The sequence below is a fragment of the Candidatus Merdisoma sp. HCP28S3_D10 genome (genome assembly GCF_052065835.1).
Lineage (GTDB): Bacteria > Bacillota > Clostridia > Lachnospirales > Lachnospiraceae > Laedolimicola.
Genome location: NZ_JBQHTG010000002.1, coordinates 130,531 through 157,199 on the forward strand (window position 1 = coordinate 130,531; position 26,669 = coordinate 157,199).

Sequence of the window (26,669 nt, forward strand, 5' to 3'; positions counted from 1 at the left end):
GAGGGCCGTCTATGCGCTGCTATAACTGCAATAAAAAATTTGATTATGAGAAATACTACGGTATCTGCCCTAAATGCGGCTGCTTCAACCGAAGGGAAACGGTGGAAGAGCAGCATGAGACCATGCACGAACGTTTTGGCGACAGCTCCGACGAGGACTGTCATAGAAGCCACCGAACTTTCAGTGCCCATCCGGGCGAAGAACGGGATGGAAGCTTTACTTATCAGGAGGACAGCTATACCTATACGGCCTTTGAAGGAGAGACGGCGAAGAAAAAGGGCGCGGGCTTCTTTGGAGTCTGCATCCTGTTCTTTGTACTCAGTGTGTTCCTGCTGATTGGAACCATCATCTATACGACAGTCAATCCCATGGTAAGCGTATTTGTGACGAGTCCGGAGAATGGAAGCGGTCTGGAAATCATGAAACATGAAGCGGGTGCTTCTTTTGTCTTCCAGGAGAATATGACACTGCAGGTACCGGAGTGCCGGGAGGTGGCAGATCCGAGTATCTTCCCGACCATGGAGGAAAGAAAAAAGCTGGTGGCCGTCCATGTGCAGGGCGAGAGTGATGGCCGGTACGAGGATTATAATGGGATATATGGGCTCTATCTGGAGACAGACGGCCGTTACCAGGAACCTATTTCGGGCTATTATTTTGAGCCCTATGCTCAGATCCTGGGTGTGTACCCGGCATTAGATGAAAGCTCCTTTAAGGGAGAGGCATTTTGTGATGGCTGGTATGGTTTCCTGGTGGACGCTGACGCGGATACGGCAGTGCTTTGGCTGGACGAGTACGACTGCAGCGACTGGGATGGCGGGAATCTGATCCGCGCCCATCGGATTGAACTGCCCATCGAGAGCCTGACTGTGGACGAGGCCGCAGAGCTTGAGAAAGCCGCGGACGAAGCGGAGGCGGACGGTCTGTTGCCGGAGGAAATTTCCATTGATGAGAACGGCAATATGTCTGTTGCCGTACCCGGTCCGGAAGACTTTGAAGCGCAGGAAGGAGGTGCCGGAGATGGAATCTAGGACGACGGATCAGAATACGTTTGTGCTTCGTATCATCGGCGGTATCTTTCTGGTCTTGGGAATTATTTTTCTGGCAGTTACCCTGCAGCTTTGGATCAAACGGACGATCCCCGGTAGGATTCCTACGGATACCAGAGGTTCTTATTGTACCCTGGAGCCTGTCGGCAGCGAGTGTCTGGGCGACACCTATGAGGGGGCGCAGGCAGAGGAAGGCTACACCTTCTACCGGCTGGATTTCCAGGTCACCAACGAGGGAGATGAGACCCGCTACGGGGACGATTATTACGGCGTTTACTTCAATGAGGACAGCGGTAATTATAACGATGTGCTGGACTGGTGGAGCACCGAAGAGGAAGAAAGCCGGCCCCGGTACCTGTTCGAAGATTACGACTATACCTATCTTCCTGCAGGCCGTACCGGCGCGTATCACAAGGTGGTACAGATTCTGGACGGCGTAAAAAGCTTCACGGTCGATTATTATCCGGGAGATGTAAGTAACGAGAGAATCAGTTTCGAGATGACAATCGAATAACGGACGAAGATGGAGGAATTCCCCTTTCAGGTGAGCGTACAAATAAGCGCAGCCTTTGGAAAGGGGAATTTTTTCTGTATTTTCCCAATTAAACATTGACAAATGTTATCCTCAGGTATAAAATAATAAAATCATGCGACACTTTAATGCGCCAAAGCATTGTGGCGTCAAAGCGTCAGTGTTGCAAAATGGAGGATATACAGGAGGAATTACTATGAAAAAGTTACTTGCACTGGCACTGGCAGGAACCATGACACTGTCACTGGCAGCCTGCGGAGGAAGCAAAGCTGATACCACTACAGCAGACACCGAAGCAGCAGAAACCACAGAGACCACCGATACCGCAGACGCGGCTTCCACAGACGGACAGACCTACACCATCGGCATCTGCCAGCTGGTACAGCATGAGGCGCTGGATGCAGCGACCCAGGGCTTTAAGGATGCAGTGGAAGAAGGACTTGGAAAGGATAACGTAACCTTTGAGGAGCAGAATGCTTCCGGAGATTCCGCTACCTGCGCGACGATCATCAATCAGTTTGTATCCGATAATGTAGATTTGATTCTGGCAAACGCTACACCGGCCCTGCAGGCGGCAGCACAGGGAACCGATACCATTCCGGTACTGGGAACCGCTGTTACAGAGTACGGCGTAGCGCTGGATATCGACAACTTCGACGGTCTGGTAGGAACCAACGTATCCGGTACCTCCGACCTGGCTCCGCTGGATCAGCAGGCAGCCATGCTGCAGGAGCTGTTCCCGGATGCAAAGAATGTAGGACTTCTGTACTGCTCCGCTGAGGCCAACTCCCAGTACCAGGTAGACACCGTGCAGGCAGCCCTGGAGAAGCTTGGCTATACCTGCAAGCAGTATTCCTTCTCTGATTCCAACGATCTGGCTTCCGTAGCTACAACCGCTGCAAATGAAAGCGATGTAATATATCTGCCGACCGATAATACCGTAGCGTCCAATACAGAGATTGTTCGCAATATCTGCGAGCCGGCCAGCGTTCCGATTATCGCCGGTGAGGAAGGTATCTGCGCAGGCTGTGGCGTGGCAACCCTTTCTATCAGCTACTACGATCTGGGTGTGGCAACCGGTAAGATGGCTGTCAAGATTCTGACAGGCGAGGCAAAGGTTTCCGAGATGCCTGTGGAGTACGCACCGGAATTCACAAAGAAGTATAATCCGGAGATTGCTGAGGCAATGGGTGTAACCATTCCGGACGACTATGTAGCGATTGAGACAGCAGAGTAAGCTGAAGTACACATTTGAGACAGATTTAAGAAGGCGGGTAAAAAGGACTTCCCTTTTTACCTGCTTTTTGCTATAATATTGAGAGCTTTACGCATTTTTGCGTGATTACAAGGCAGGAGGATAGAAAAGTGGATGTTTTAAAGTTTTTGAATGCGTTGCCCGGTCCCTGCGCGCAGGGTTTGATCTGGGGTATTATGGCAATCGGTGTGTATATCACCTATAAGGTGCTGGATCTGGCGGATCTGACGGTAGACGGAACCATGGCTACCGGAGGCGCGGTCTGCATTATGATGATGCAGAGTGGTCATTCCGTATGGATGTCCCTGTTTGTAGCGTTCCTGGCAGGTATGCTGGCAGGTCTGGTGACCGGCTTGTTCCATACGGCCATGGGAATTCCGGCGATTCTGGCAGGAATCCTGACCCAGCTGGGACTTTACTCGATCAACCTCCGTATCATGGGAGAAAAGGCAAACCAGGCCCTGGCTTTCGGCAAGTATGACCAGATTGTTTCTCTTCGCTGGGTAAAGGGCGTTCCCTTCTATCAGAATACCAATTTTGTGGCGGGCGTGTTTGTCCTTCTTATTATCGGAATTCTGTACTGGTTCTTCGGAACAGAGCTGGGCTGCTCCATCCGGGCGACCGGCAATAACGAGCATATGTCCAGAGCCCAGGGTATCAATACGGATACCAGCAAGATCATCGGCCTGATGATTTCCAACGGTATCGTGGCTCTGTCCAGCGGACTTTACGCCCAGTACAATGGCTTTGCGGACGTGAACGCAGGCCGCGGCGCCATTGTAATCGGTCTGGCGGCCGTTATCATCGGAAATGTGATTTTCGGAAAAATCAGCCGGAACTTCGGCTTTAAGCTTTTTACGGTCGTGCTGGGCGCTATTATTTACTGGATTGTATACCAGCTGGTTATCATGGCGGGCTTAAACGCCAACGATATGAAGCTGATTTCCGCTCTGGTTGTGGCGGTATTTCTGGCGATTCCCTATCTGAAGGGAAAGTATTTTGCAAAGCCGGTAAAAAAGGGAGGTGCGGCAAATGCTTAGAGTGGAAAATGTATGGAAGACCTTCAATGCAGGAACCGTAAATGAAAAGACGGCCCTGTCCGGACTGAATCTTCATCTGAACGAAGGAGATTTCGTTACGGTCATCGGCGGTAACGGAGCGGGAAAATCCACCATGCTGAACGCAGTGGCAGGTGTGTGGCCCGTGGACGAGGGAAAAATCTTTATTGACAATGTGGACGTGACAAAGCTGCCGGAGCACAAGCGCGCGGCATATCTGGGACGCGTGTTCCAGGATCCCATGACCGGAACCGCAGCCGGTATGCAGATTGAGGAAAATATGGCGCTGGCTGCCAGAAGAGGCGCGATGCGCTTTCTGAAGCCGGGCATTACCCAGAAGGAGCGGGAGTATTATAAGGAACGCCTGTCAGCCTTGGGACTGGGCCTGGAGGATCGTCTGACCAGTAAGGTGGGACTTCTGTCCGGCGGACAGCGTCAGGCGCTGACCCTTCTGATGGCTACCTTGAAAAAGCCGAGACTTCTGCTTCTGGACGAGCATACAGCCGCGCTGGATCCGAAGACAGCGGCGAAGGTTCTGGAGGCTACCGACCGGATTGTGGGAGAGGACAACCTGACGACCCTGATGATTACCCACAATATGAAGGACGCCATTGCCCATGGCAACCGTCTGATTATGATGTATGAGGGCCATGTGATCTACGATGTGGCAGGGGAGGAAAAGAAGAAACTGAAGGTTTCCGATCTGCTTGCCAAATTCGAAGAGGTCAGCGGCGGCGAGTTTGCCAATGACCGCATGATGCTGGCCTGAGGCGTCTGAAAATGATTCTGAAAAAAGGAAAGAAAGATTCCTTGATTTAGAGTTGACAATGGGTGCCTAACTTGGTAGAATCAATAGAAAGCCTCGACTGTGCGAACAAATGTCCGTACAGCAAACACTGAAAAGGGAAGTGAGATATATGAAACGAGTTGTATTTTCTATTCTGGTCGATAATACTTCCGGTGTGTTAAGCCGTATCGCAGGCCTGTTCAGCCGCCGTGGTTACAATATCGACAGCCTGACAGTTGGCGTGACAGCCGATCCCCGCTATTCCCGCGCTACGGTAGTAGCCAAGGGTGACGAGATTATTATGCAGCAGATTGAGAATCAGTTAAATAAGCTGGTGGATGTAATTGATATCAAGCGCCTGGAGCCGGAGACCTCGATCTGCCGGGAGCTGATTATGATTAAGCTGAAGGTCAGCGAGGAGAACCGCCAGTCTCTGATTGCGGTAGCGAATATTTTCCGCGCGAAGATCGTGGACGTGGCAAAGGAATCCCTGGTCATCGAACTGACCGGCAATCAGTCCAAGGTGGACGCCTTTATTGACCTGTTAAGCGGATATGAGATTCTGGAGCTGGCGAGAACCGGTATCACCGGTCTGTCCCGGGGCACCTTCGATGTGAAGATGTACGATGAGGACGGTCGGCTTATGGACTACGATTTCAGCTAATTTTATTTACGATACTTCAGGTGACCCATTACCGGCTGCGGGCCGGATGCCGCCGCCTCAAGCATAAATTTATTACACAAAATAAAACGGAGGAATGAAAAAATGGCAAAGATCTATTATCAGGAAGACTGCAATCTGTCTCTGCTGGATGGAAAGACCATCGCAGTAATCGGATACGGCAGCCAGGGACACGCACAGGCACTGAACGCAAAGGAGTCCGGATGCCATGTCATTATCGGCCTTTATGAGGGAAGCAAGTCCTGGAAGAGAGCAGAGGAGCAGGGATTTGAGGTTTATACAGCAGCAGAGGCTGCAAAGCGCGCAGACATTATCATGATTCTGATCAACGACGAGCTGCAGGCAGCTATGTACAAGAAGGATATCGAGCCGAACCTGGAAGAGGGCAACATGCTGATGTTCTCCCACGGCTTCAATATTCATTTCAATCAGATCGTACCGCCGAAGAACGTAGACGTTACCATGATCGCGCCGAAGGCACCGGGCCACACTGTAAGAAGCGAGTATCAGGCCGGAAAGGGAACTCCCTGTCTGGTAGCGGTAGAGCAGGATGCCACCGGCAAGGCTCTGGAGTATGCTCTGGCATACGGTCTGGCTATCGGCGGAGCAAGAGCCGGTATCCTGGAGACCACATTCAGAACCGAGACAGAGACAGACCTGTTCGGTGAGCAGGCAGTTCTGTGCGGCGGCGTATGCGCTCTGATGCAGGCTGGTTTCGAGACTCTGGTAGAAGCTGGTTACGACCCGAGAAATGCTTACTTCGAGTGTATCCATGAGATGAAGCTGATCGTAGACCTGATTTACCAGTCCGGCTTCGAAGGAATGCGTTATTCTATCTCCAATACTGCAGAGTACGGCGATTATATCACCGGACCGAAGCTTATCACAGAGGAGACCAAGAAGACCATGAAGAAGATCCTGAAGGATATCCAGGACGGTACCTTCGCAAAGGACTTCCTGCTTGATATGTCTCCGGCAGGCGGACAGGCTCACTTCAAGGCTATGAGAAAGCTGGCTGCTGAGCATCCGTCAGAGAAGATTGGAAAGGAAATCCGTAAGCTGTACAGCTGGAATGGCCAGGACAAGCTGCTGGATAACTAGTAACATATGAAGGAATGGAGTAGAAAAGTAGTTTTAGATCTGCCCCGTCCCTGTGAGGAGGACCACAGATCCATGCAGAAGCGGCTTTTGGCTGCTCTTGGGGACTGTGCTTCTCTTTGCGCGGAAATTCGGATCCGTCCGGCAGTGTTGGCGGAGTGTCAGGTGATCTGTGAGCAGGCGGACTGGCATGTGACGGCTTCCTTAGGCTTTGACGGACGTATCTGGGAGCTTCTGGCGCTGGAACCGGGCGACACGACAGAGCAGCATTATGGGCTTTGCGCGGATTTGGGAAGCACTACGATGGTGATGGAGCTGGTGGATCTGCGTACAAAGGAAACCCTTGCCTCGGCCAGTGTGTTTAATCCGCAGATCGCGTATGGGGACGATATCCTGACCCGTATCTTCTATACAAAAGATCACCCGGAGCGGCGGCGTGAGCTGCAGGAAGCTACCGCAGAGGGGTTCCGGCAGCTGATGGCAGAGCTTCAGCGGCAGACGGGTATCAATACACAACAGTGTAATATTTTAACGGTGGCGGGCAATACGACCATGATACATTTCCTGCTGGGTCTGGACGCCTTCGGAGTTTTTCATTCCCCTTATGCGGTGCAGACTCTGGAGCCGGAGGTATGCCGGGGCGCAGAGCTTGGGATCCCGGTGCAGGGCTTTGTATCTCTCTGCCCGGCTATGGAGAATTATCTGGGCGGCGATATCATCAGCGGAATGCTGGCTACGGGGCTTCCCGATCGGGAGGAGATCAGCGTTTTCCTGGACGTGGGAACCAACGGAGAGCTGGTGGTAGGCAACCGGGAATTTCTGCTGGCAGGCGCAGGCGCGGCAGGACCGGCCCTGGAGGGCGGTTCGGTCCATACCGGTATGCGGGCGGAAAACGGCGCGGTAGATAAGGTGACTACAGAAAATGGACGGTTGAAGATCCATGTCATTGGTGAGACAGAGGCGAAGGGGATCTGTGGCTCCGGTATCGTGGATCTGCTGGCAGAGCTTTATCTGAACGGCTGGATTGACCTGCGTGGCAGATTTCAGGTGGAAGAATATGAAAAACAGGGCATCGAATACGCGCCGGGACTTTTCTTTTATCAGAGTGACATCGATGAGTTTATCTGCACCAAGGCGGCGGCCATGACCATGGTGGAATATATGATGAATCTCATTGGCCTTACCATGGGGGACGTGGATCGCTTTTATGTGGCGGGGGCCTTTGGAACCCATATTGATAAGGAGTCTGCGGTTACCATCGGCATGTACCCGGACATTGCTCGGGAGAAAATCATTTCCCCGGGAAACACCTCCCTGCAGGGGGCGAAAATGCTGCTGCTGGATCGAAGCCTTACGGAGAAGGCGGAAGCCATCATCGAGCGGATGCAGTACGTGCAGTTTGGCGCGGTGGAGGATTTCCTGGAGCTTATGGGAGCAGCCCGGGCCATTCCCCATACGGATTTACAGCGTTTTCCGTCGGTACAGAGGAGGCTTCTGGAACGGCAGAAAAAAATAGAAAAAAACTCTTGAACAACAAAAAGAGTTATAGTATAATATCTCCAATTTGAAAAAAAAGACTGGAAATGCGAAGTAGCATGGGATGTCTTTTTTTTTTGAAAAAGTATAAAAACAGAGACATTTTTGAAAGGAACAGGTGGACTGATGAAAGCTTTTCTGATATTGGAAGACGGACATGTGTTTACAGGTACCAGCATTGGCTCGGAACGCGAAGTGATAAGCGAGATCGTGTTCAATACGTCAATGACCGGGTATCTGGAAGTGCTGACGGATCCCTCCTACGCGGGACAGGCAGTGGTAATGACTTATCCGCTGATTGGTAATTATGGTATATGTTATGAGGATATGGAGTCCGGACGTCCCTGGCCGGATGGATATATTGTTCGGGAGCTTTCTCGTCTTCCCAGCAATTTCAGAAGTACAGATACAATTCAGAATTTCCTGAAAAAATATGATATTCCCGGAATCGCAGGTATTGATACCCGTGCCCTGACCAAGATTTTGCGTGAAAGCGGCACCATGAACGGTATGATTACCACAAAAGAATATGACAATCTGGACGAGGTGCTGCCCCGTTTAAAGGCATACCGTACCGGTAAGGTGGTAGAAAAGGTAACCTGCAGAGAAAAATCCGTGATGAAGCGGGACGGTTATAAGGTAGCGCTTCTCGACTTCGGCGCAAAGCGCAACATTGCCCGTTCTCTCTATGAGAGAGGCTGCGAGGTTACGATTTATCCGGCAGGCACAAAGGCAGAGGAGATTATCGCGTCTAATCCGGACGGTATCATGCTGTCCAACGGCCCCGGAGACCCCAAGGACTGTGGTCCCATCATTGACGAGGTGCGGAAACTCTATGAGAGCGACATTCCGATTTTTGCCATCTGTCTGGGACATCAGCTGATGGCCCTGGCCACAGGCGCAGACACCTACAAGCTGAAATACGGCCACAGAGGCGGCAATCACCCGGTAAAGGATCTGGAGACCGGAAGAGTCTATATTTCCTCCCAGAACCACGGCTATGCCGTAGATGTGAACAGCTTGAACCCGGCCGTAGCTACGGCAGCCTTTGAAAATGTCAATGACAAAACCAACGAGGGACTGAAGTATACCGGAAAGAACATCTTTACCGTACAGTTCCATCCGGAGGCATGCCCGGGACCTCAGGATTCCGGCTATCTGTTTGACCGGTTTATTCGCATGATGGAGGTGAAGAAAAATGCCTAAGAATCCGTCGATAAAAAAAGTACTTGTAATTGGCTCCGGCCCCATTATTATTGGCCAGGCAGCCGAGTTTGACTATGCGGGAACCCAGGCCTGCCGTTCCCTGAAGGAGGAGGGCATCGAGGTTGTCCTCTTAAATTCCAACCCGGCTACGATTATGACCGATAAGGATATCGCGGATCGGGTATACATTGAGCCCTTGACGGTAGAGGTAGTAGAGCAGCTGATTTTAAAGGAGCAGCCCGACAGCGTACTGCCGACCCTGGGCGGCCAGGCAGGACTGAATCTGGCTATGGAGCTGGAGGAGCGGGGCTTCTTAAAGGAGCACAATGTACGCCTCATCGGAACCACCTCTGAAACCATTAAGAAGGCAGAGGATCGTCTGGAATTCAAGAGCACCATGGAAAAAATCGGCGAGCCGGTAGCGGCCTCCGAGGTGGTAAAGGACGTAGAAGCAGGTATTGTATTTGCCAATAAAATCGGATATCCGGTCGTTCTTCGTCCGGCTTATACCCTGGGCGGAAGTGGCGGCGGAATCGCCCACAACCAGGTGGAGCTGGAGGAAATTCTGGCCAACGGTCTCAGACTCTCCCGTGTAGGTGAGGTTCTGGTAGAGCGGTGCATCGCAGGCTGGAAGGAGATCGAGTATGAGGTTATGCGGGACGGCGCCGGCAACTGCATTACCGTATGTAATATGGAAAATATCGACCCGGTAGGCGTACACACCGGAGACAGTATCGTCGTAGCTCCTTCCCAGACCCTGGGCGACAAGGAGTACCAGATGCTGCGTACCTCCGCCCTGAATATCATCAGCGAGCTGAACATCACCGGCGGCTGCAACGTCCAGTACGCCCTGCATCCGGAGAGCTTCGAGTACTGCGTGATCGAGGTAAATCCCCGTGTCAGCCGTTCCTCCGCTCTGGCTTCCAAGGCTACGGGCTACCCCATTGCCAAGGTAGCGGCTAAGATTGCCCTGGGTTATACCCTGGACGAGATTCCCAATGCCATTACCGGACAAACCAAGGCCAGCTTTGAGCCTATGCTGGACTACTGCGTTGTGAAAATGCCCCGTCTGCCCTTTGATAAATTTATCAGCGCCAAGCGGACGCTGACAACCCAGATGAAGGCGACCGGCGAGGTTATGGCCATCTGCAACAACTTCGAGGGCGCTCTGATGAAAGCTATCCGTTCCCTGGAGCAGCACGTGGATAGCCTGATGTCCTATGATTTTACAAATCTTTCCAGAGAGGAAATTCTGGATCGGCTTCATGTGGTGGACGACCGCCGTATCTGGCTGATTGCGGAGGCTATCCGCAAGGGCATTTCCTATGAGGAGATTCACGCGATTACCCAGATTGATCTCTGGTTCATCGATAAGCTTGCGATCCTGGTGGAAATGGAGCAGGCCCTAAAGAGCGAGCCGCTGACGCCGGAGCTCTTAAAAGAAGCGAAACGGATCGAGTTCCCGGACAATGTCATCGCCCGACTGACCGGCAAGACGGAGGAGGAGATTAAAGAGCTCCGTTATGCCAACGGCATTACCGCTGCGTACAAAATGGTAGATACCTGCGCGGCAGAGTTTGAGGCAAGCACCCCGTACTATTATTCGGTATTCGGCAGTGAAAATGAGGTGGTGGAGACCAGGGATCGGAAAAAGGTACTGGTTCTGGGAAGCGGCCCCATTCGAATCGGACAGGGTATCGAGTTCGACTTCTGCTCCGTACATTGCACCTGGGCTTTTGCGAAAGAGGGCTATGAGACCATTATCATCAACAATAACCCGGAAACGGTAAGTACCGACTTTGATATTGCGGATAAGCTGTATTTCGAGCCCCTGACTCCGGAGGACGTGGAGAGTATCGTGCGTCTGGAGAAGCCGGACGGAGCTGTGGTGCAGTTCGGCGGACAGACGGCCATTAAGCTGACCGAGGCGCTGATGAAGATGGGCGTGCCCATCCTGGGAACTTCTGCGGAGAACGTGGACGCGGCAGAGGACCGGGAGCTCTTTGACGAGATTCTGGAGCAGTGTCAGATTCCGAGACCCAAGGGACATACGGTATTTACCGCCGAGGAGGCAAAGAAGGCAGCAAACGAGCTGGGCTATCCGGTTCTGGTGCGTCCCTCCTACGTGCTGGGCGGCCAGGGTATGCAGATTGCCATCAACGATAAGGACGTGGAGGAATTTATCGGTATCATCAACCGGATCGCCCAGGAGCATCCCATTCTGGTAGATAAGTACCTGCAGGGCAAGGAGATCGAGGTAGACGCGGTCTGCGACGGTGAGGATATCCTGATTCCGGGTATCATGGAGCATATCGAGCGCGCGGGTATCCATTCCGGAGACAGTATCTCGGTCTATCCGGCCAAGAGTATCAGCGATAAGGTGAAGGCCACTATCGAGGAATACACGAAGCGTCTGGCCCGCTCCTTACATGTCATCGGTCTGATCAATATTCAGTTTATCGCGGTAGGTGACGAGGTGTACGTGATCGAGGTAAATCCCCGTTCCAGCCGTACTGTTCCCTATATCAGCAAGGTAACCGGTATTCCGATTGTGCCGCTGGCTACCAAGGTGATTCTGGGTTATAAGATTAAGGATCTGGGCTATCAGCCGGGCCTTCAGCCGGAGGCGGATTATTACGCGGTGAAAATGCCGGTATTCTCCTTTGAGAAGATCCATGGCGCGGACATCAGCCTGGGACCGGAGATGAAATCTACCGGCGAGTGTCTGGGTATTGCCAAAACCTTCAACGAGGCTCTCTACAAGGCCTTCCTGGGCGCAGGCATCCGTCTGCCCAAGCATAAAAATATGATTATGACCGTCCGGGACGAGGATAAGGAAGAAGCAGTGGAGATTGCGAAGCGTTTTGAGGCGCTGGGCTACTGTATCTACGCCACCAAGGGCACCGCAAGAGCGCTCATGGAGGCAGATGTTTCCGTGCGTCTGACCAGAAAGCTGGAGCAGGAGTCCCCCAATATTCTGGATCTGATTCTGGGCCATAAGATTGACCTGATTATCGACACGCCCTCCCAGGGTGTGGATCACAGCCATGACGGCTTTGTTATCCGCCGGAACGCCATTGAAACAGGCGTCAATGTGCTGACTGCCATCGATACCGCCAAGGCTCTGGTAACCAGTCTGGAGAATACGGACGTGAAGACCTTAAGCCTCATTGATATTGCGACGATTTAAGGGAAACAGAATAGAAGAACAGCAGAAAGGGCTTTCCGGGAGGAGAGTCCTTTTTGCTGAAAGCTTCCTGTGTTTTAGATTTCATACAAAGCCGGTCGGGAAGAAGCGTTCACAGCCTGGCTTTTTTGTGCTACAATGGATACAGATTTTTTCAGAAAAAGGCGGTGGGCGTATGGAAAAGCAGATTTTCCGGAATTTTACAAAGGAACTGGCGGCAAAGCTTCTTCCGGCACGGAACCCGGACGGTCATAAGGGTGATTTTGGACGGGTCAGCATTACAGGCGGAAGTGTGGGCTTTACAGGCGCTCCGGTGCTGGCGTCCTATGGCGCTGCCCGCAGTGGCAGCGGTCTGGTCTTCCTGGGAGTGCCGGAGCCCATCTACGGAATCGTAGCGTCTCATTGTCTGGAGGTAATGCCCTCGCCGCTGCCTGCAGGCCGGGAACGGATATCCAAGGATGCGTTTTTCCCGATTCTGGAGCGGTTAAACAGCTGCGACGCGAGCCTTCTGGGGCCCGGACTGGGACGTTCTCCGGAGCTTTCTAAATTGATAGGTAAAATAATGGAAGAAACAGAGACGCCGCTGGTCCTGGACGCGGACGGGCTGTACGCCATCAAAGACCGAAAGGAGATCCTGCAAAAGCGGGCGGAGAGGGGACTGCTTACGATTCTGACGCCCCATGAAGGAGAATTCCGTTACCTGGGCGGAGATTTGACGCCCGGACGGGAAGCGGCGGCGCTGGATTTTGCAAAGGAATACGGCTGTATTCTGGTGCTGAAGGGGCCGGGGACTGTGACTGCGCTGCCGGACGGAAGCTGCTATGTGAATCCTACCGGAAATAATGGGATGGCCAAGGGCGGAAGCGGCGATGTGCTGGGCGGTATGATACTGGGGCTGCTGGGACAGCTTGTGGCGTCTAAGCGGAGTGCCGAAGCAGATACGGAGAAAGCGCGATTTTCCAAAGCAGGAATATCAGAAGCGGGAGGGATCACCGCTCTGGCCGTCTATCTTCACGGCCTGGCCGGGGATCTGGCCCGGAGGGAGCTGGGAGAATACGGTATGCTGCCCTCGGATCTGGCCGCGCGGATTCCGGCGGCGATTCTGGAAGTGCAGAAGGATCAGCCACATCATTTTTAAAGCAATCATAAAATCAGACAGAAAAAGGGGAAAACACAATGGTAGATATGAAAAGCCTGCTGACCATGCAGGGTATGATGTTTGCAATGCTCCTGGTGGGCGTCTTTATCAGAAAAAAAGGAATTGTGACGGCGGAGGGGCGGAAAAGCCTGACCAATCTTCTGGTCAACCTGATTCTTCCCTGCAACATTCTCTACGCCTTTTCCAAATCCGATACCTCAACTCTTGGTTCTATGGCAGTGGTAATCCTTATGTCAGCCCTGATTCAGCTGACCTGGTATATCTTAAGTAAATTTCTGTGGAAGGGAATGGATGACAGCCGCAGGGGCATTATGCGTTACGCCTTCCAGTTTGCCAACTGCGGCTATCTGGGCAATCCGGTGATTGAGGGACTGTACGGCGCGCCGGGGCTGGTCTATGCCTCCGTTTTTCTGCTTCCGGTCCGGATTTTCATGTGGAGCGTAGGGTTAGACTGCTTTCAGGATGGCGCGGGCAGCTTTGCGAAAACACTGAAACGGACGGCGACCCACCCCTGTGTGCTGGCGACGGTTGTGGGCATCCTGTGGATGTTTTTTCCCCAGGTGAAGCTGCCGGATTTTCTGTATGATACCATCTATGGCTTCAACCAGTGCCTGACGCCCATGACCATGCTGACTATTGGCTTTATCATGGGTGAGACGGATATGAGACGGATTTTCTGTAAAGATCTGGGTGTGATCACAGTGCTGCGTCTGGGGGTTCAGCCATTGATCGTACTGGGTGTCTGTTATCTGCTTCATCTGGAGCCGCTGGTGGCCGAAGTCATCACCGTCCTGGTTTCCATGCCGGTGGCCAATACTACGGCGCTTCTGGCCTCCCAGCATGACTGCGACTATGGCTTTGCCAGCGGTCTGGTGGTCTTTACCACGCTGGTATCCATGGTGACGATCCCGGTTTACGGAATGCTGGTAGGTATTGTGTTTGCGTGATTTTTATGGTATTCTAACAAAGAGTGCGGGCACCTGACGGATAAGTGCCCGTTTTGTTGCGATACAAAGATACGAGAGGTGCTTTTATATGAAATGGAATAAATACACATTGAAGACCCGGACGGAGGCAGAGGATCTCATCAGCAGTATGATGCAGGATGTGGGAATCGAGGGAATTGAGATCGAGGACAAAGTTCCCCTGTCCCAGAGAGAAAAGGAGCAGATGTTCGTGGATATTCTGCCGGAGGGACCGGCGGACGACGGCGTGGCCTATATCAGCTTTTATCTGGAGCCGGATGCGGATCAGGAGGAAATGCTGGAGCGGGTGCGTGAGGGATTAAAAGAAATTGCGGGCTGGGGCGTGGAGATCGGAGAAGCTACGATTCAGGCCTCCGAGACCGAGGATAAGGACTGGATCAACAACTGGAAGGAGTTCTTCCATCAGTTTTACGTGGACGATATCCTGATCAAGCCCTCCTGGGAAGAGGTGAAGCCGGAGGACAGGGAGAAGCTTCTGATTCAGATCGATCCGGGAACCGCCTTCGGAACCGGTATGCATGAGACGACACAGCTGTGTATCCGCCAGCTTCGCAAGTTTCTGACGCCGGAGACGGAGCTTCTGGACGTGGGAACCGGCAGTGGTATCCTGTCCATCATCAGTCTGAAGCTGGGAGCGAAGCACGCGGTAGGAACCGATCTGGATCCCTGCGCGGTAGAGGCTGTAAGGGAAAATATGGAAGTCAACGGAATCGATCCGGCTTCCTTTGAAATGATGATTGGCAATATCATCACAGAAAAAGAAATTCAGGATCGGGTTGGCTATGAATGCTATGATATCGTAGTGGCGAACATTCTGGCAGAGGTACTGGTGCCGCTGACGCCGGTGATTCTGTCCCAGTTGAAGCCGGGCGGCGTCTACATTACCTCCGGTATTATAGACGACAAGGAAGACCTGGTGGTGGAGACCGTGAAGAAATGCGGTCTGACCGTATTGGAGGTTACCCATCAGGGCGAGTGGGTCAGCGTAACGGCCCGTAAGGAGCGGTAGGATGCATCGTTTTTTTGCAGAACCCGGTCAGATCGGGGAAAAGGAAATCGTAATCACCGGAGCAGATGTGAATCATATCCGGAATGTTCTGCGTATGCGGGCAGACGAGGAAGTGTTGATCGCCGATGGCCAAGGCGCGGAGTACCGCTGTAAGCTTACCGATCTTGGTGAAAATGAGGTGCGCGCCCAGATTCTCTGGAAGCTTGACGGCAATGCGGAGCTTGCCTCAGCCGTTACCCTGTTTCAGGGGCTTCCGAAAAGCGATAAGATGGATCTCATCGTCCAAAAATGCGTGGAGCTGGGAGTGGACCGGATTGTTCCGGTATCCACGAAGCGTGCTGTGGTGAAGCTGGACGCGAAAAAGGAGCAGACACGGCTGAAGCGCTGGAATACTATCTCGGAGAGCGCGGCCAAGCAGTCCGGCCGGGGCGTGATACCCGAGGTCAGCGGCGTCATGTCCTTTGAAAAGGCCCTGGAGGATGCAAAGAAGCTGGACGTGCTTCTGATTCCTTATGAGCGGGCTGAGCATATGGCCGAAACCAGGCGGGTTATGGGTGAAATCAGACCCGGCCAGTCCGTAGGTATTTTCATCGGCCCGGAGGGTGGCTTTGAAGAAAGCGAAGTAGAGGAAGCAGTGGCAGCAGGCGCCCGGGCTATTACACTGGGCAGACGGATTCTGCGGACCGAGACGGCAGGGTTGGCAGTGATGGCTATGCTGGGATATCTTCTGGAGGAGTAAAAAAATGGAAATTTATTTAGATAATTCAGCCACCACCCGCTGCTTTCCGGAAGCAGCCAGGCTGATGTATCAGGTCATGACCGAGGACTACGGCAACCCGTCCTCCTTACATCAGAAGGGTGTGGACGCGGAGAAATACGTCCGTGAGGCGAAAGAAATCATTGCGAAGAATCTGAAGGTGGAGCCCAAGGAGATCTATTTTACCTCCGGCGGAACAGAGAGTGATAACCTGGCGCTCATGGGCGCGGCCCATGCCAATCAGCGGGCAGGAAAGCACCTGATTACCACCCGGATTGAGCACCCGGCTATTTTGAATACCATGAAGGAACTGGAAAAGCAGGGCTTTCAGGTAACCTACCTGCCGGTAGACGGACAGGGACGGGTGCAGATCGCGGATCTGGAAGAGGCGCTGACGGACGAGACTATTCTGGTGTCTGTCATGTACGTGAACAATGAGATTGGCGCGGTACAGCCCATCGAGGAGATAGGAAGGCTTCTGAAAAACCGGGAGAAACCCATTTTGTTCCATGTGGACGCGGTGCAGGGTTACGGAAAGCTCCGGATTCTGCCGAAAAAGCTGGGTATTGACATGCTGAGTGTCAGCGGTCATAAGATTCATGGGCCCAAGGGCATGGGAATTCTGTATGTAGACGAGCACGTGAAGATTCATCCGATTCTTTTCGGAGGCGGCCAGCAGAGAGACTTACGTTCCGGTACGGAAAATGTGCCGGGTATCGCAGGGCTGGGCGAGGCCGTAAAAGAGATTTATACAGATTTCAATGAGAAGATTGACCGTTTGTACGGGCTTCGTGAATACTTTGTCGAAGAGATCGAAAAGATAGAAGGAACCACTGTAAACGGACCGAAGGGCAGAGAGGGCGCGCCCCACATCGTCAGCGTCAGCTTTGCGGGAGTACGAAGCGAGGTATTGCTTCATTCTCTGGAGGATAAGGGCATTTACGTGTCCTCCGGATCTGCCTGCGCTTCCAATCACCCGGCGGTCAGCGAGACACTGAAGGCAATTCATGTGAAGAAGGAGCTTTTGGATTCCACGATCCGGTTCAGCTTCAGTGAATTTACGACAAAAGAGGAACTGGATATTACGCTGGAGACGCTTAGGGAGCTTTTGCCCATGCTGCGCCGGTTTACCAGAAGATAGAAAAGGAGAACCATATGTTTTTTCATGCATTTTTGATAAAATACGGAGAAATCGGGATCAAGGGAAAGAACCGGTATCTCTTTGAGGACGCGCTGGTAGCGCAGATCCGCCATGCCCTGAAGCATGTGGAGGGCACGTTTAAAGTAACCAAGGATCAGGGACGTATCTATGTCCACACCGAGGGAGAATATGACTATGACGACGCGGTGGCGGCCATGCGCCGGGTATTCGGTATCGTAGGGATCTGTCCGGTGGTGATTCTGGAGGACGAAGGCTTTGAAAAGCTGGGCGATGATGTGGTGGCTTACTTAAAGGCCCGCTACGGTGAGAATTGTGAGAAAACCTTCAAGGTACAGGCCCGCCGTGCCCGCAAGACTTACCCGAAGGCTTCCATGGAGATGAACGCGGAGCTGGGAGGCCGGATTCTGGACGCGTTTCCGGGTATGCGCGTAGATGTGCATGAGCCGGAGCTGATGATTCATGTGGAAGTGCGGGAGCACATTTATCTGTATTCTGATATTATTCCGGGGCCGGGCGGTATGCCCATCGGCACCAACGGAAAATCCATGCTGCTTTTATCCGGCGGTATTGACAGTCCGGTGGCAGGCTACATGGTAGCCAAGCGCGGCGTCAAGATTGACGCGGTATACTTCCATGCGCCGCCCTACACCAGCGAGCGCGCGAAGCAGAAGGTGGTAGATCTGGCGGCGAAGGTGGCCCGTTATACCGGTCCCATTTACCTGTATGTGGTAAACTTTACGGAGATTCAGTTATATATCTATGAGAAATGTCCCCACGACGAGCTGACGATTATCATGCGCCGTTATATGATGCGGATCGCAGAGCGGATCGCGGAGAAGACAGGGTCTCTCGGCCTGATTACCGGCGAGAGTATCGGCCAGGTAGCCAGCCAGACCGTACACAGCCTGGCAGCCACCAACGAGGTCTGCACCATGCCGGTATTCCGTCCGCTGATTGCGTACGATAAGGAAGATATCGTGACGATTTCCAAGCAGATTGATACTTATGAGACGTCGATTCAGCCCTTTGAGGACTGCTGTACGATATTTGTTGCCAAGCACCCGGTAACCAAGCCGAACATCAATGTGATCAAGCGCTCCGAGCAGAAGCTGATGGAGCAGATCGACGAGATGGTAGACAAGGCCATCGAGACGGCAGAACTGATTGTGGTAGGGTAATAAAATAAGCAGGATTCATAGAAAGAAGGTGTCGCGGATGACCGCAGAAGAGGTGATACAGGAGACCGCAAAGCTGTGTAGGAGTTTTCAGGCCCATAAAGTAATTCTATACGGTTCCAGGGCCAAACATACGGCGCGGGAGAGAAGCGACATTGATATCGCAGTGTCAGGAGTGAAGAATTTTGAACTGTTGGCAGAAAAAATAGAGGAGTTGCCGACCCTTTACAGTGTTGATTTGTTGAATCTGGATACCTGTAAAAATCAGTTGTTATTGGAGGATATCAGGCAATATGGACGAGAAATTTAAAAGACGGTTCACATCATTTTGTAATTCACTGGATGCGCTGGCGGAGGCAAAACAGAGGGATCTTTCCGATTCTTTTGTTTTAAGCGGTACCAGCGCCAAATTCAGTATTACCTTTGATTTGGCATGGAAGGTCATGAAGGATATCCTGGTGCAATACTATGCGATTACCGGTTTTGTGGCAGGATCGCCGCGAGAGGTGCTTCGGGAGGCTTTCAAGGCGAATCTGATTTCTGATGATGCCTGGATGGAAATGCTGAAGGTGAGAAATGAGCTGACGCATGATTATGACTGCGAAATCGTGAAGGAACATTGTAGTACGATAGTGGAAACCTATATTGATTTGCTTTACGAGTTTGAAGCTATTGTGAAAAAACTGCTGGAAAAATCCCGGTAACCCGGTATACGGAAAGAAGCTGAGTGCGATCCCCCGGAGGGCTTTTCATGAAAAAAGAATCAGCCCGGCATCGCCGGGCTGGTTTTATGTAGTGGAAATTTTTGTGAATTATTCCTCCACGATGTACGGCTTCAGAACATTCAGAATGGAATCCAGTTCATCATCTGCATGGATGCTTAAATCGATGGGCTTGGAGAGATCCAGGCTGAAGATACCCATAATGGACTTGGCGTCGATGACGTAGCGTCCGGATACCAGATCGAAATCTACATCAAACTTTGTAATATCATTTACAAAGGATTTCACTTTCTCGATAGAATTCAGACAAATTTTGACTGTTTTCATGACATACCCTCCTGATAATAACTTCTATAGTTCCGATCTTAATACCGGGGGTAATAAAAGTCAATGGGAAATCACATAATTTTGGAAAGAGGTTTAGAAATGAAAAAAGTAGCGCTCCACAACCTGGGATGTAAGGTAAACGCTTATGAGACAGAAGGTATGCAGCAGCTCCTGGAGCAGGCGGGCTATGAGATTGTGCCTTTTGAGGAAAAGGCCGACATCTATATCGTAAATACCTGCTCCGTAACCAATATCGCGGATCGAAAATCCCGGCAGATGCTGCACCGGGCAAAAAAGCAGAACCCGGAAGCATTGGTGGTAGCGGTGGGCTGCTATGTACAGACGGCGGAGGCTGAGCTTCGGGAAGACGCGGCAGTAGATTTGTTGATTGGAAATAACAGGAAAAAAGATCTGTTGGAGATCCTGCAGTCCTATGAGGAAGGCGTGGATGAGGAAACCATCATCGACATCAACCATACGAAGGAATATGAGAATATGACGGTGACAAAGACGGCGGAGCATACCCGGGCTTATGTGAAGGTACAGGACGGCTGCAATCAGTTCTGCAGCTATTGCGTGATCCCCTACGCCAGAGGCCGCGTCCGCAGCCGGGAGAGCAGCGATGTCTGTGCGGAAATCCGGGAGCTGGCGGCAGCAGGCTACCGGGAGGTGGTTCTGACCGGAATTCATCTGAGCTCCTACGGGATAGATCTGGAGGGTGAGACCCTTCTGACATTGATTGAGAAGGTGGCTGAGATAGAGGGAATTGACCGGATTCGGCTGGGCTCTCTGGAACCGCGGATCATTACAGAGGAATTTGCGGACGCGCTGTCGAAGCTGGATAAGTTCTGTCCGCATTTCCATCTGTCCCTCCAGAGCGGCTGTGATGCCACATTGAAGCGGATGAACCGACGTTACACAGCACAGGAGTATGCAGAAAGCTGTGAGCTTTTACGGGAAAAGTTTGCCCATCCGGCTCTGACCACGGACGTGATCGTGGGCTTTCCGGGGGAAACGGAGGAGGAATTCGCGGAGACTGTAGAATTCCTGAAGCGGATTCACCTGTTTGAAACCCATATTTTCAAATATTCCAGAAGAAAGGGAACCCGGGCGGCAGTGATGGATCATCAGATTCCCGAGCAGGTAAAAACCGAGCGCAGCCATGTGCTTCTTGCGCTGGATGCAGCGCATTCCCGGCAGTACATGGAGGAACTGCGCGGTCAGCGGGCAGAGATTCTCATCGAGGAAAGAATCATGGTAAATGGCGTAGCGTACCAGGTGGGCCATACGAAGGAATATATCCGGGCCGCAGTGATTTCGGAAGAGGATCTGACCAATCAGATTATCCCGGCGGTCATCGGAGAACAGATAGAAGAACGTTTGTGCGCCGCAACGCCCTTAAATCAGATCTAGGACTTGTATTTTGACAAAAGATAGAGTACAATAATTGGTAGTGGTGTCAGGAGCGTGAAAAATATGAGTAAATTAGAAAGCACACAGAATTTTAAGGTACTGCCGGAATCTGAGAACCGGGTGGGAGATATTCTTCAGCAGGTGTATCAGGCTATGACGGAAAAGGGCTACAATCCGGTCAATCAGATCGTGGGCTATATTATGTCTGGAGATCCGACCTATATTACCAGTCATAACAACGCGCGCAGTCTGATTATGAAGGTGGAGCGCGACGAGCTGGTAGAGGAGCTTTTGAAGGTTTATATCAAAGCCAGGCTGTAGGCGCGGGCATAAAGAGGAGTTGGATATGAGAATTCTGGGACTGGATTTTGGTTCCAAGACCGTAGGCGTCGCAGTGAGTGATCCCCTGGGAATTACAGCCCAGCCGGTGGAAATCGTCCGGAGAAAATCCGAGAGCAAGCTGCGGCAGACGCTTGCCAGAATCGAAGAGCTGGCGAAGGAGTACCAGGCGGAAAGCTTTGTACTGGGACTTCCGAAAAACATGAATAATACCATGGGTGAGCGGGCCGAGAAGTCTCTTGCATTTAAGGAAATGCTGGAAAAAAGGACGGGTCTGCCTGTTGTGATGTGGGACGAACGTCTCACGACTGTGGCGGCGAACCGGGCCATGATGGAAGGCGGTGTGCGCCGGGAGAACCGTGGGGAATTTGTAGATTCTATGGCGGCTGCGCTGATTTTGCAGGGATACCTGGACAGCCTTAAGATGTCTGGCACTGCGCAGGCAGAGGATGAGGAGTAAGTTAGATGGAGAAGATTTCGTTCACGCATAAAGAGACAGGAGAAACTGTGGATTTTTACGTGCTGGAGGAGACGCGTCTGAACGGCGTGGATTATATCCTGGTGACGGATTCACAGGAGGACGACGGAGAGGCGCTGATCTTAAAGGATTTGTCTTCCGACGGAGACAGCGAGGCTCTTTACGAGATCGTAGAAGATGATCAGGAGCTGGAAAGTGTCATGGGCATTTTTGAGCAGCTTTTGGAGGACGTGGATCTCACCTTATAGAGAAATAGATTGGGAAAGGTGATTTCTATGGCAATTGACAGAGAGAGATTCAAGGATTTATTAAAGGAAAAAGGATTTAAGATGACCAGACAGCGTCTGGTGGTGCTGGAGGTACTGGCGGAGAATCCGGAACAGCATCTGACAGCAGAAGAGATTTACGAGCGAGTAAAAGTGGAAAATCCGGATATCGGATTGGCTACTGTTTATAGAACAGTTCAGTTATTGTTAGAGCTGGAACTGATTGATCGAATTAATCTGGATGACGGCTTTATCCGTTATGAGATTGGAAGCATCGGGGAGAAGGAACATCACAGATACCATCATCTGATTTGTATGAAATGCGGAGGAGTCTTCGCCTTTCAGGATGATATGCTGGAAGCGCTTGAGTCGGGGGTTTGGGAAGCGCTGGGATTCCGGGTAATTGATCATGAGGTAAAACTCTACGGATACTGTAAGGACTGTTTGCAAAAGGAACACGAACAACAGGCAAGATTACAGGAGGAAAGAGTTTGAGAAATATTAACAATTCAAAATTGCGGATCATTCCCCTCGGCGGACTAGAGCAGATCGGAATGAACATTACTGCCTTTGAATTCGAAGACAGTATTATTGTTGTGGACTGCGGACTGTCATTTCCGGAGGACGATATGCTGGGTATCGACCTGGTTATTCCGGACGTGAGCTATCTGAAGGAGAATATCCAGAAGGTAAAGGGCTTTGTGATTACCCATGGACATGAGGATCACATCGGCGCCCTGCCTTATGTGCTGAAGGATATCAATGTGCCCATCTATGCCACCAAGCTGACCATCGGCCTGATTGAGCATAAGCTGAAGGAGCACAATATGCTGAACCATGTGAAGAGAAAGGTAATCCAGCATGGTCAGTCCATCAATCTGGGCGCGTTCCGGATTGAGTTTATCAAGACGAACCACAGTATTGTAGACGCGTCTGCCCTGGCTATTTATTCCCCGGCGGGAATCGTAGTGCACACGGGAGACTTTAAGGTGGATTATACACCAGTATTCGGCGATGCCATCGATCTGCAGCGCTTTGGCGAGATTGGAAAGAAGGGCGTACTGGCTCTTATGTGCGACAGCACCAACGCGGAGCGGCAGGGCTTTACCATGTCAGAGCGTACGGTGGGTAAGGTCTTTGACGATATTATGTCGGATCACAGAGATTCCCGCATTATCATCGCGACCTTCGCGTCTAACGTGGACCGTGTACAGCAGATTATTAACTCCGCCTATAAGTACGGCCGCAAGGTTGTCATTGAGGGCCGGAGCATGGTCAATGTCATTTCCACAGCGTCTGAGCTGGGATATCTGAATATTCCGGATAAAACGCTGATTGATATTGAACAGATGAAGAATTATCCGGATGAGCAGGTGGTTTTGATTACGACAGGAAGCCAGGGTGAGTCCATGGCGGCCCTGTCCCGGATTGCAGCCAATATCCATAAGAAGATTCAGATTAAGCCGGGCGATACCGTCGTATTCAGCTCCAAGGCAATTCCGGGCAATGAAAAGGCAGTTTCCAAGGTAATCAATGAACTGTCCATGAAGGGCGCCAACGTTATTTTCCAGGACGCTCATGTATCCGGCCACGCCTGCCAGGAGGAGATTAAGCTGATCTACTCCCTGGTACGTCCCAAATACGCGATTCCGGTGCATGGAGAATACCGCCATCTGAAGGCACAGGCGGATCTGGCACAGAGCCTGGGTATTCCCAAGGAAAATATCTTTATCATGACCTCCGGCGATGTACTGGAGCTGAGTGAAGACAGCGCGAAGGTTGTGGATCATGTGCATACCGGAGCAATTCTGGTAGACGGTCTCGGCGTCGGCGATGTAGGAAATATCGTTCTGCGGGATCGGCAGCATCTGGCAGAGGACGGCATTATGATCGTGGTCATGACGCTGGAGAAATACAGCAATCAGCTTCTGGCAGGTCCGGATATCGTATCCCGTGGCTTTGTCTATGTGCGGGAGTCCGAGGATCTGATGGAGGAAGCAAGAAGCGTAGTCAGTGACGCGGTAAATGATTGTCTTGACAAGGGAATTTCAGACTGGGGCAAGCTGAAGAATGTCATCAAGGACGCCCTGAATGATTTTATCTGGAAGAAGACCAAGCGGAGTCCGATGATTCTGCCGATTATTATGGAAGTATAGAGGAACTGGAATGAATACAAAAAAAGCAGCTTTGACCGTTTTATCTATCGCATTTAAGATTGTAATCATCGCAGTGGTTGCAGTCGGAATCCTCCGGCTGGGCAGTATGGCGTTCTCCTACGGACATTCCGTATTTCAGGAGGAGGCTGTGGATCCCATGCCCGGAAGAACCATTCAGGTGACGGTGCCGGACGGCGCGTCTAAGACGGAGATTGCAAAGCTGCTGGAGAAAAAAGGACTGGTGGAGGACTCAAAGCTTTTCTACCTCCAGATCCTTTGCTCCAAATATTCCAAGACCATGAAACCCGGTACTTACACCCTGTCTACGGCCATGAAGCCCCGTCAGCTGATGGCGGTGCTGTCCGGGGAGGATGTGGAATTTAACTGGGGACAAGAGGAAGAATCGTAAGTGATAGCAGGAGAGAGAACGACAGCTTATATCAATTCCCTTGATATGGGCAATACAGAGCTTTTAAATCAAATAGAGAAAGAAGCACTGGAAACCTATGTGCCGATCATACGACGGGAGACGCAGAGCTTTCTGAAGACGCTGCTGGCGGCAAAGAAGCCGGAAAGGATCCTGGAGGTAGGAACGGCCGTAGGCTTTTCTGCGCTTCTGATGGCAGAGTACAGTCCGGCGGATACACGGATCACCACCATTGAAAAATACGAAAAACGGATTCCCATCGCCAAGGAGAATTTCCGCAGGGCGGGACGCCAGGAACAGATTACCCTGCTGGAGGGGGATGCTGCGGATATTTTGAAGGGGCTGACAGGAACCTATGATTTTATTTTCATGGATGCAGCCAAGGGTCAGTATATCCATTTCCTGCCGGAGGTGTTCCGGCTTTTGGCGCCGGGAGGAATCCTTCTGTCCGATAATGTATTGCAGGACGGCGATATCATCGAATCCCGGTTTGCTGTGGAACGCCGCGACCGGACTATTCACAGCCGTATGCGGGAGTATCTGTATACGCTGACCCATCACCCGGATCTGACCACATCGGTGCTGCCGCTGGGTGACGGCGTGACCTTAAGCGTAAAAAAGGAGCAGTTATGAGTGAAACAGTAAGAAAACCGGAGCTTCTGATTCCGGCCAGCAGTCTGGAGGTCTTAAAGACCGCGGTGGTCTTTGGCGCAGACGCGGTATACATCGGCGGCGAGGCCTTTGGTCTTCGCGCCAAGGCTAAAAATTTCTCCATGGAAGACATGAAAGAGGGGATTGCCTTCGCCCATGCCCATGGGGTAAAGGTTTATGTAACAGCGAATATTCTGGCCCATAACCGGGATCTGGAAGGCGTGCGGGCTTATTTTGAAGAATTAAAAGAGATTAAGCCGGATGCGCTGATCATTGCAGACCCGGGCATCTTTATGCTGGCGAAGGAGATTTGTCCGGAGATAGAGCGTCATATCAGCACCCAGGCCAATAATACCAACTATCTGACCTATCAGTTCTGGTATCAGCAGGGGGCAAAACGGGTGGTTTCCGCTCGTGAGCTTTCCATGGAAGAACTTCGGGAGCTGCGGGCGCATATCCCGGAGGATCTGGAAATTGAGACTTTTGTACACGGAGCCATGTGTATCTCTTATTCGGGGCGCTGCCTTCTGAGCAATTATTTTACCGGCCGCGACGCGAACCAGGGTGCCTGTACCCATCCCTGCCGCTGGAAATACGCGGTTATGGAGGAGAGCCGTCCCGGCGAGTATCTGCCGGTGTATGAAAATGAGCGGGGCACCTATATCTTTAATTCCAAAGATCTCTGCATGATTGAGCATATTCCGGAGCTTCTGGAATCCGGCATTGACAGCTTTAAGATCGAGGGCCGCATGAAGACGGCGCTCTACGTGGCGACAGTGGCCAGAACCTACCGGAAAGCCATCGACGATTGCCTGAAGTCCCGGGAGCTTTACGAGGAACATATGCCCTGGTATAAGGAGCAGATTGCAGCTTGCACGTATCGGGAATTTACCACCGGATTTTTCTATGGAAAGCCGGACGAGAGTTCCCAGATTTATGATAACAATACGTATCAGAAGGGCTACACCTATCTGGGAATTGCGGGCGACGTAGACGCGGAAAATTATATCCATCTGGAGCAGCGGAATAAGTTTTCTGTGGGAGAAATGATTGAGATCATGAAGCCGGACGGAGAAAATCTGGCTGTCAGGGTAGAAGCTATCCTGAATGAAGAAGGCGAAGCCATGGAGAGCGCGCCCCATCCCCAGCAGAAGCTGCGCGTGAAGTTAAGCGGCAAAGCGGACGCCTGCGATATTCTGAGACGGAAAGAAGCATAGAAAAGCGGCAGCAAGGTATCTATTGCCCTGATTTTAAA

General features: G+C 51.8%; 28 protein-coding genes. 27 read left to right on the top strand and 1 reads right to left on the bottom strand.

Translation table 11 applies throughout. The annotated features are described in order from the left end of the window. The first annotated feature begins 11 nt into the window (after positions 1-11). From ACTNCH_RS05745 to ACTNCH_RS05830, 18 genes are all read left to right on the top strand, one after another. The gene (locus tag ACTNCH_RS05745) at positions 12-1,028 is read left to right on the top strand and encodes a hypothetical protein (RefSeq protein WP_441016525.1); all 1,017 of its coding nucleotides are present in this window, start codon (positions 12-14) and stop codon (positions 1,026-1,028) included. After that, a complete protein-coding gene (locus ACTNCH_RS05750) occupies positions 1,018-1,560 on the top strand; it encodes a hypothetical protein (protein WP_441016528.1) in 543 nt (180 codons plus the stop codon). The genes ACTNCH_RS05745 and ACTNCH_RS05750 overlap by 11 nt, the downstream gene beginning before the upstream one ends. A gap of 214 nt (positions 1,561-1,774) precedes the next feature. Next, positions 1,775-2,815, top strand: coding sequence for an ABC transporter substrate-binding protein (locus ACTNCH_RS05755; RefSeq protein WP_441016531.1), 1,041 nt, complete (start codon positions 1,775-1,777; stop codon positions 2,813-2,815). 128 nt (positions 2,816-2,943) lie between these two features. Then, positions 2,944-3,873: an ABC transporter permease gene (locus ACTNCH_RS05760; RefSeq protein WP_441016534.1), complete on the top strand. Its 930-nt coding sequence runs from the start codon at positions 2,944-2,946 to the stop codon at positions 3,871-3,873. Then, on the top strand, positions 3,866-4,660 hold the full coding sequence (locus ACTNCH_RS05765) for an ABC transporter ATP-binding protein (RefSeq protein ID WP_441016537.1): 795 nt from the start codon (positions 3,866-3,868) through the stop codon (positions 4,658-4,660). The genes ACTNCH_RS05760 and ACTNCH_RS05765 overlap by 8 nt, the downstream gene beginning before the upstream one ends. A gap of 148 nt (positions 4,661-4,808) precedes the next feature. Further along, complete coding sequence (ilvN, locus tag ACTNCH_RS05770; RefSeq protein ID WP_158362301.1) at positions 4,809-5,342, top strand: acetolactate synthase small subunit; 534 nt, start codon at positions 4,809-4,811, stop codon at positions 5,340-5,342. 63 nt (positions 5,343-5,405) lie between these two features. After that, positions 5,406-6,461: a ketol-acid reductoisomerase gene (gene ilvC / locus ACTNCH_RS05775; protein WP_441017814.1), complete on the top strand. Its 1,056-nt coding sequence runs from the start codon at positions 5,406-5,408 to the stop codon at positions 6,459-6,461. A 6-nt stretch (positions 6,462-6,467) separates the two neighbouring features. After that, positions 6,468-7,988, top strand: coding sequence for an ASKHA domain-containing protein (locus tag ACTNCH_RS05780; protein WP_441016542.1), 1,521 nt, complete (start codon positions 6,468-6,470; stop codon positions 7,986-7,988). 132 nt (positions 7,989-8,120) lie between these two features. Then, positions 8,121-9,200, top strand: coding sequence for a carbamoyl phosphate synthase small subunit (locus tag ACTNCH_RS05785; protein WP_441016545.1), 1,080 nt, complete (start codon positions 8,121-8,123; stop codon positions 9,198-9,200). Continuing rightward, a complete protein-coding gene (gene carB, locus ACTNCH_RS05790) occupies positions 9,193-12,390 on the top strand; it encodes a carbamoyl-phosphate synthase large subunit (protein WP_441016548.1) in 3,198 nt (1,065 codons plus the stop codon). Before ACTNCH_RS05785 ends, carB begins: the two co-directional genes overlap by 8 nt. Before the next feature lie 172 nt (positions 12,391-12,562). Beyond that, the gene (locus tag ACTNCH_RS05795) at positions 12,563-13,525 is read left to right on the top strand and encodes an NAD(P)H-hydrate dehydratase (RefSeq protein WP_441016551.1); all 963 of its coding nucleotides are present in this window, start codon (positions 12,563-12,565) and stop codon (positions 13,523-13,525) included. Between the two features lie 38 nt (positions 13,526-13,563). Then, on the top strand, positions 13,564-14,493 hold the full coding sequence (locus ACTNCH_RS05800) for an AEC family transporter (RefSeq protein WP_441016554.1): 930 nt from the start codon (positions 13,564-13,566) through the stop codon (positions 14,491-14,493). Between the two features lie 88 nt (positions 14,494-14,581). Beyond that, on the top strand, positions 14,582-15,541 hold the full coding sequence (prmA, locus tag ACTNCH_RS05805; protein WP_441016557.1) for a 50S ribosomal protein L11 methyltransferase: 960 nt from the start codon (positions 14,582-14,584) through the stop codon (positions 15,539-15,541). Between the two features lies 1 nt (position 15,542). Continuing rightward, entirely contained in the window at positions 15,543-16,280 is a 738-nt protein-coding gene (locus ACTNCH_RS05810; protein WP_441016560.1) for a 16S rRNA (uracil(1498)-N(3))-methyltransferase, read from the top strand. 4 nt (positions 16,281-16,284) lie between these two features. Next, positions 16,285-17,439 carry a cysteine desulfurase family protein gene (locus tag ACTNCH_RS05815; protein WP_441016563.1) on the top strand — a complete coding sequence of 385 codons (1,155 nt, stop codon included), beginning with the start codon at positions 16,285-16,287 and terminating at the stop codon, positions 17,437-17,439. Positions 17,440-17,453: 14 nt separating this feature from the next. Next, positions 17,454-18,638 (top strand): tRNA uracil 4-sulfurtransferase ThiI, encoded by a 1,185-nt coding sequence (thiI, locus tag ACTNCH_RS05820; RefSeq protein ID WP_158362321.1) that lies wholly within the window; start codon positions 17,454-17,456, stop codon positions 18,636-18,638. A 37-nt stretch (positions 18,639-18,675) separates the two neighbouring features. After that, positions 18,676-18,945, top strand: coding sequence for a nucleotidyltransferase family protein (locus ACTNCH_RS05825; protein ID WP_441016567.1), 270 nt, complete (start codon positions 18,676-18,678; stop codon positions 18,943-18,945). Next, on the top strand, positions 18,929-19,339 hold the full coding sequence (locus tag ACTNCH_RS05830; RefSeq protein WP_441016570.1) for an HI0074 family nucleotidyltransferase substrate-binding subunit: 411 nt from the start codon (positions 18,929-18,931) through the stop codon (positions 19,337-19,339). The genes ACTNCH_RS05825 and ACTNCH_RS05830 overlap by 17 nt, the downstream gene beginning before the upstream one ends. Positions 19,340-19,447: 108 nt before the next feature. Here the strand turns inward: ACTNCH_RS05830 and ACTNCH_RS05835 are convergent, their stop codons facing one another. Next, positions 19,448-19,684: an HPr family phosphocarrier protein gene (locus tag ACTNCH_RS05835; protein ID WP_441016573.1), complete on the bottom strand. Its 237-nt coding sequence runs from the start codon at positions 19,682-19,684 to the stop codon at positions 19,448-19,450. A 99-nt stretch (positions 19,685-19,783) separates the two neighbouring features. Between ACTNCH_RS05835 and mtaB the strand changes: the two genes are divergently transcribed. From mtaB to ACTNCH_RS05880, 9 genes are all read left to right on the top strand, one after another. After that, positions 19,784-21,097 (top strand): tRNA (N(6)-L-threonylcarbamoyladenosine(37)-C(2))-methylthiotransferase MtaB, encoded by a 1,314-nt coding sequence (gene mtaB, locus ACTNCH_RS05840; RefSeq protein ID WP_441016576.1) that lies wholly within the window; start codon positions 19,784-19,786, stop codon positions 21,095-21,097. A gap of 63 nt (positions 21,098-21,160) precedes the next feature. Further along, positions 21,161-21,418, top strand: coding sequence for an IreB family regulatory phosphoprotein (locus ACTNCH_RS05845; protein WP_441016579.1), 258 nt, complete (start codon positions 21,161-21,163; stop codon positions 21,416-21,418). Positions 21,419-21,443: 25 nt separating this feature from the next. Beyond that, positions 21,444-21,896: a Holliday junction resolvase RuvX gene (ruvX, locus tag ACTNCH_RS05850; protein ID WP_441016582.1), complete on the top strand. Its 453-nt coding sequence runs from the start codon at positions 21,444-21,446 to the stop codon at positions 21,894-21,896. A gap of 5 nt (positions 21,897-21,901) precedes the next feature. Beyond that, positions 21,902-22,162 carry a DUF1292 domain-containing protein gene (locus ACTNCH_RS05855; RefSeq protein WP_178040214.1) on the top strand — a complete coding sequence of 87 codons (261 nt, stop codon included), beginning with the start codon at positions 21,902-21,904 and terminating at the stop codon, positions 22,160-22,162. 27 nt (positions 22,163-22,189) lie between these two features. Next, positions 22,190-22,675 carry a Fur family transcriptional regulator gene (locus tag ACTNCH_RS05860; protein ID WP_441016586.1) on the top strand — a complete coding sequence of 162 codons (486 nt, stop codon included), beginning with the start codon at positions 22,190-22,192 and terminating at the stop codon, positions 22,673-22,675. Continuing rightward, positions 22,672-24,336: a ribonuclease J gene (locus tag ACTNCH_RS05865; protein ID WP_441016589.1), complete on the top strand. Its 1,665-nt coding sequence runs from the start codon at positions 22,672-22,674 to the stop codon at positions 24,334-24,336. Before ACTNCH_RS05860 ends, ACTNCH_RS05865 begins: the two co-directional genes overlap by 4 nt. 10 nt (positions 24,337-24,346) lie before the next feature. Beyond that, positions 24,347-24,745, top strand: a complete 399-nt coding sequence (locus ACTNCH_RS05870; RefSeq protein ID WP_441016592.1) for an endolytic transglycosylase MltG — start codon at positions 24,347-24,349, stop codon at positions 24,743-24,745. Further along, positions 24,746-25,396 carry an O-methyltransferase gene (locus ACTNCH_RS05875; RefSeq protein WP_441016595.1) on the top strand — a complete coding sequence of 217 codons (651 nt, stop codon included), beginning with the start codon at positions 24,746-24,748 and terminating at the stop codon, positions 25,394-25,396. It abuts the gene before it with no gap. Further along, a complete protein-coding gene (locus ACTNCH_RS05880) occupies positions 25,393-26,631 on the top strand; it encodes a peptidase U32 family protein (protein ID WP_441016598.1) in 1,239 nt (412 codons plus the stop codon). Before ACTNCH_RS05875 ends, ACTNCH_RS05880 begins: the two co-directional genes overlap by 4 nt. Positions 26,632-26,669: the final 38 nt, after the last annotated feature.

Bases quoted from the DNA above. Each gene is read 5' to 3' on its own strand.
- ilvN (WP_158362301.1), top strand. From the start codon at position 4,809: ATGAAACGAGTTGTATTTTCTATTCTGGTCGATAATACTTCCGGTGTG.
- prmA (WP_441016557.1), top strand. From the start codon at position 14,582: ATGAAATGGAATAAATACACATTGAAGACCCGGACGGAGGCAGAGGAT.
- ACTNCH_RS05835 (WP_441016573.1), bottom strand. From the start codon at position 19,684: ATGAAAACAGTCAAAATTTGTCTGAATTCTATCGAGAAAGTGAAATCC.
- ACTNCH_RS05880 (WP_441016598.1), top strand. From the start codon at position 25,393: ATGAGTGAAACAGTAAGAAAACCGGAGCTTCTGATTCCGGCCAGCAGT.
- ruvX (WP_441016582.1), top strand. From the start codon at position 21,444: ATGAGAATTCTGGGACTGGATTTTGGTTCCAAGACCGTAGGCGTCGCA.
- ACTNCH_RS05785 (WP_441016545.1), top strand. From the start codon at position 8,121: ATGAAAGCTTTTCTGATATTGGAAGACGGACATGTGTTTACAGGTACC.
- ACTNCH_RS05755 (WP_441016531.1), top strand. From the start codon at position 1,775: ATGAAAAAGTTACTTGCACTGGCACTGGCAGGAACCATGACACTGTCA.
- ACTNCH_RS05830 (WP_441016570.1), top strand. From the start codon at position 18,929: ATGGACGAGAAATTTAAAAGACGGTTCACATCATTTTGTAATTCACTG.
- ACTNCH_RS05750 (WP_441016528.1), top strand. From the start codon at position 1,018: ATGGAATCTAGGACGACGGATCAGAATACGTTTGTGCTTCGTATCATC.
- ACTNCH_RS05795 (WP_441016551.1), top strand. From the start codon at position 12,563: ATGGAAAAGCAGATTTTCCGGAATTTTACAAAGGAACTGGCGGCAAAG.
- ACTNCH_RS05845 (WP_441016579.1), top strand. From the start codon at position 21,161: ATGAGTAAATTAGAAAGCACACAGAATTTTAAGGTACTGCCGGAATCT.
- ACTNCH_RS05765 (WP_441016537.1), top strand. From the start codon at position 3,866: ATGCTTAGAGTGGAAAATGTATGGAAGACCTTCAATGCAGGAACCGTA.
- ACTNCH_RS05815 (WP_441016563.1), top strand. From the start codon at position 16,285: ATGGAAATTTATTTAGATAATTCAGCCACCACCCGCTGCTTTCCGGAA.
- thiI (WP_158362321.1), top strand. From the start codon at position 17,454: ATGTTTTTTCATGCATTTTTGATAAAATACGGAGAAATCGGGATCAAG.
- ACTNCH_RS05855 (WP_178040214.1), top strand. From the start codon at position 21,902: ATGGAGAAGATTTCGTTCACGCATAAAGAGACAGGAGAAACTGTGGAT.
- ACTNCH_RS05825 (WP_441016567.1), top strand. From the start codon at position 18,676: ATGACCGCAGAAGAGGTGATACAGGAGACCGCAAAGCTGTGTAGGAGT.
- ACTNCH_RS05810 (WP_441016560.1), top strand. From the start codon at position 15,543: ATGCATCGTTTTTTTGCAGAACCCGGTCAGATCGGGGAAAAGGAAATC.
- ACTNCH_RS05780 (WP_441016542.1), top strand. From the start codon at position 6,468: ATGAAGGAATGGAGTAGAAAAGTAGTTTTAGATCTGCCCCGTCCCTGT.
- mtaB (WP_441016576.1), top strand. From the start codon at position 19,784: ATGAAAAAAGTAGCGCTCCACAACCTGGGATGTAAGGTAAACGCTTAT.
- ACTNCH_RS05870 (WP_441016592.1), top strand. From the start codon at position 24,347: ATGAATACAAAAAAAGCAGCTTTGACCGTTTTATCTATCGCATTTAAG.
- ACTNCH_RS05800 (WP_441016554.1), top strand. From the start codon at position 13,564: ATGGTAGATATGAAAAGCCTGCTGACCATGCAGGGTATGATGTTTGCA.
- carB (WP_441016548.1), top strand. From the start codon at position 9,193: ATGCCTAAGAATCCGTCGATAAAAAAAGTACTTGTAATTGGCTCCGGC.
- ACTNCH_RS05860 (WP_441016586.1), top strand. From the start codon at position 22,190: ATGGCAATTGACAGAGAGAGATTCAAGGATTTATTAAAGGAAAAAGGA.
- ACTNCH_RS05745 (WP_441016525.1), top strand. From the start codon at position 12: ATGCGCTGCTATAACTGCAATAAAAAATTTGATTATGAGAAATACTAC.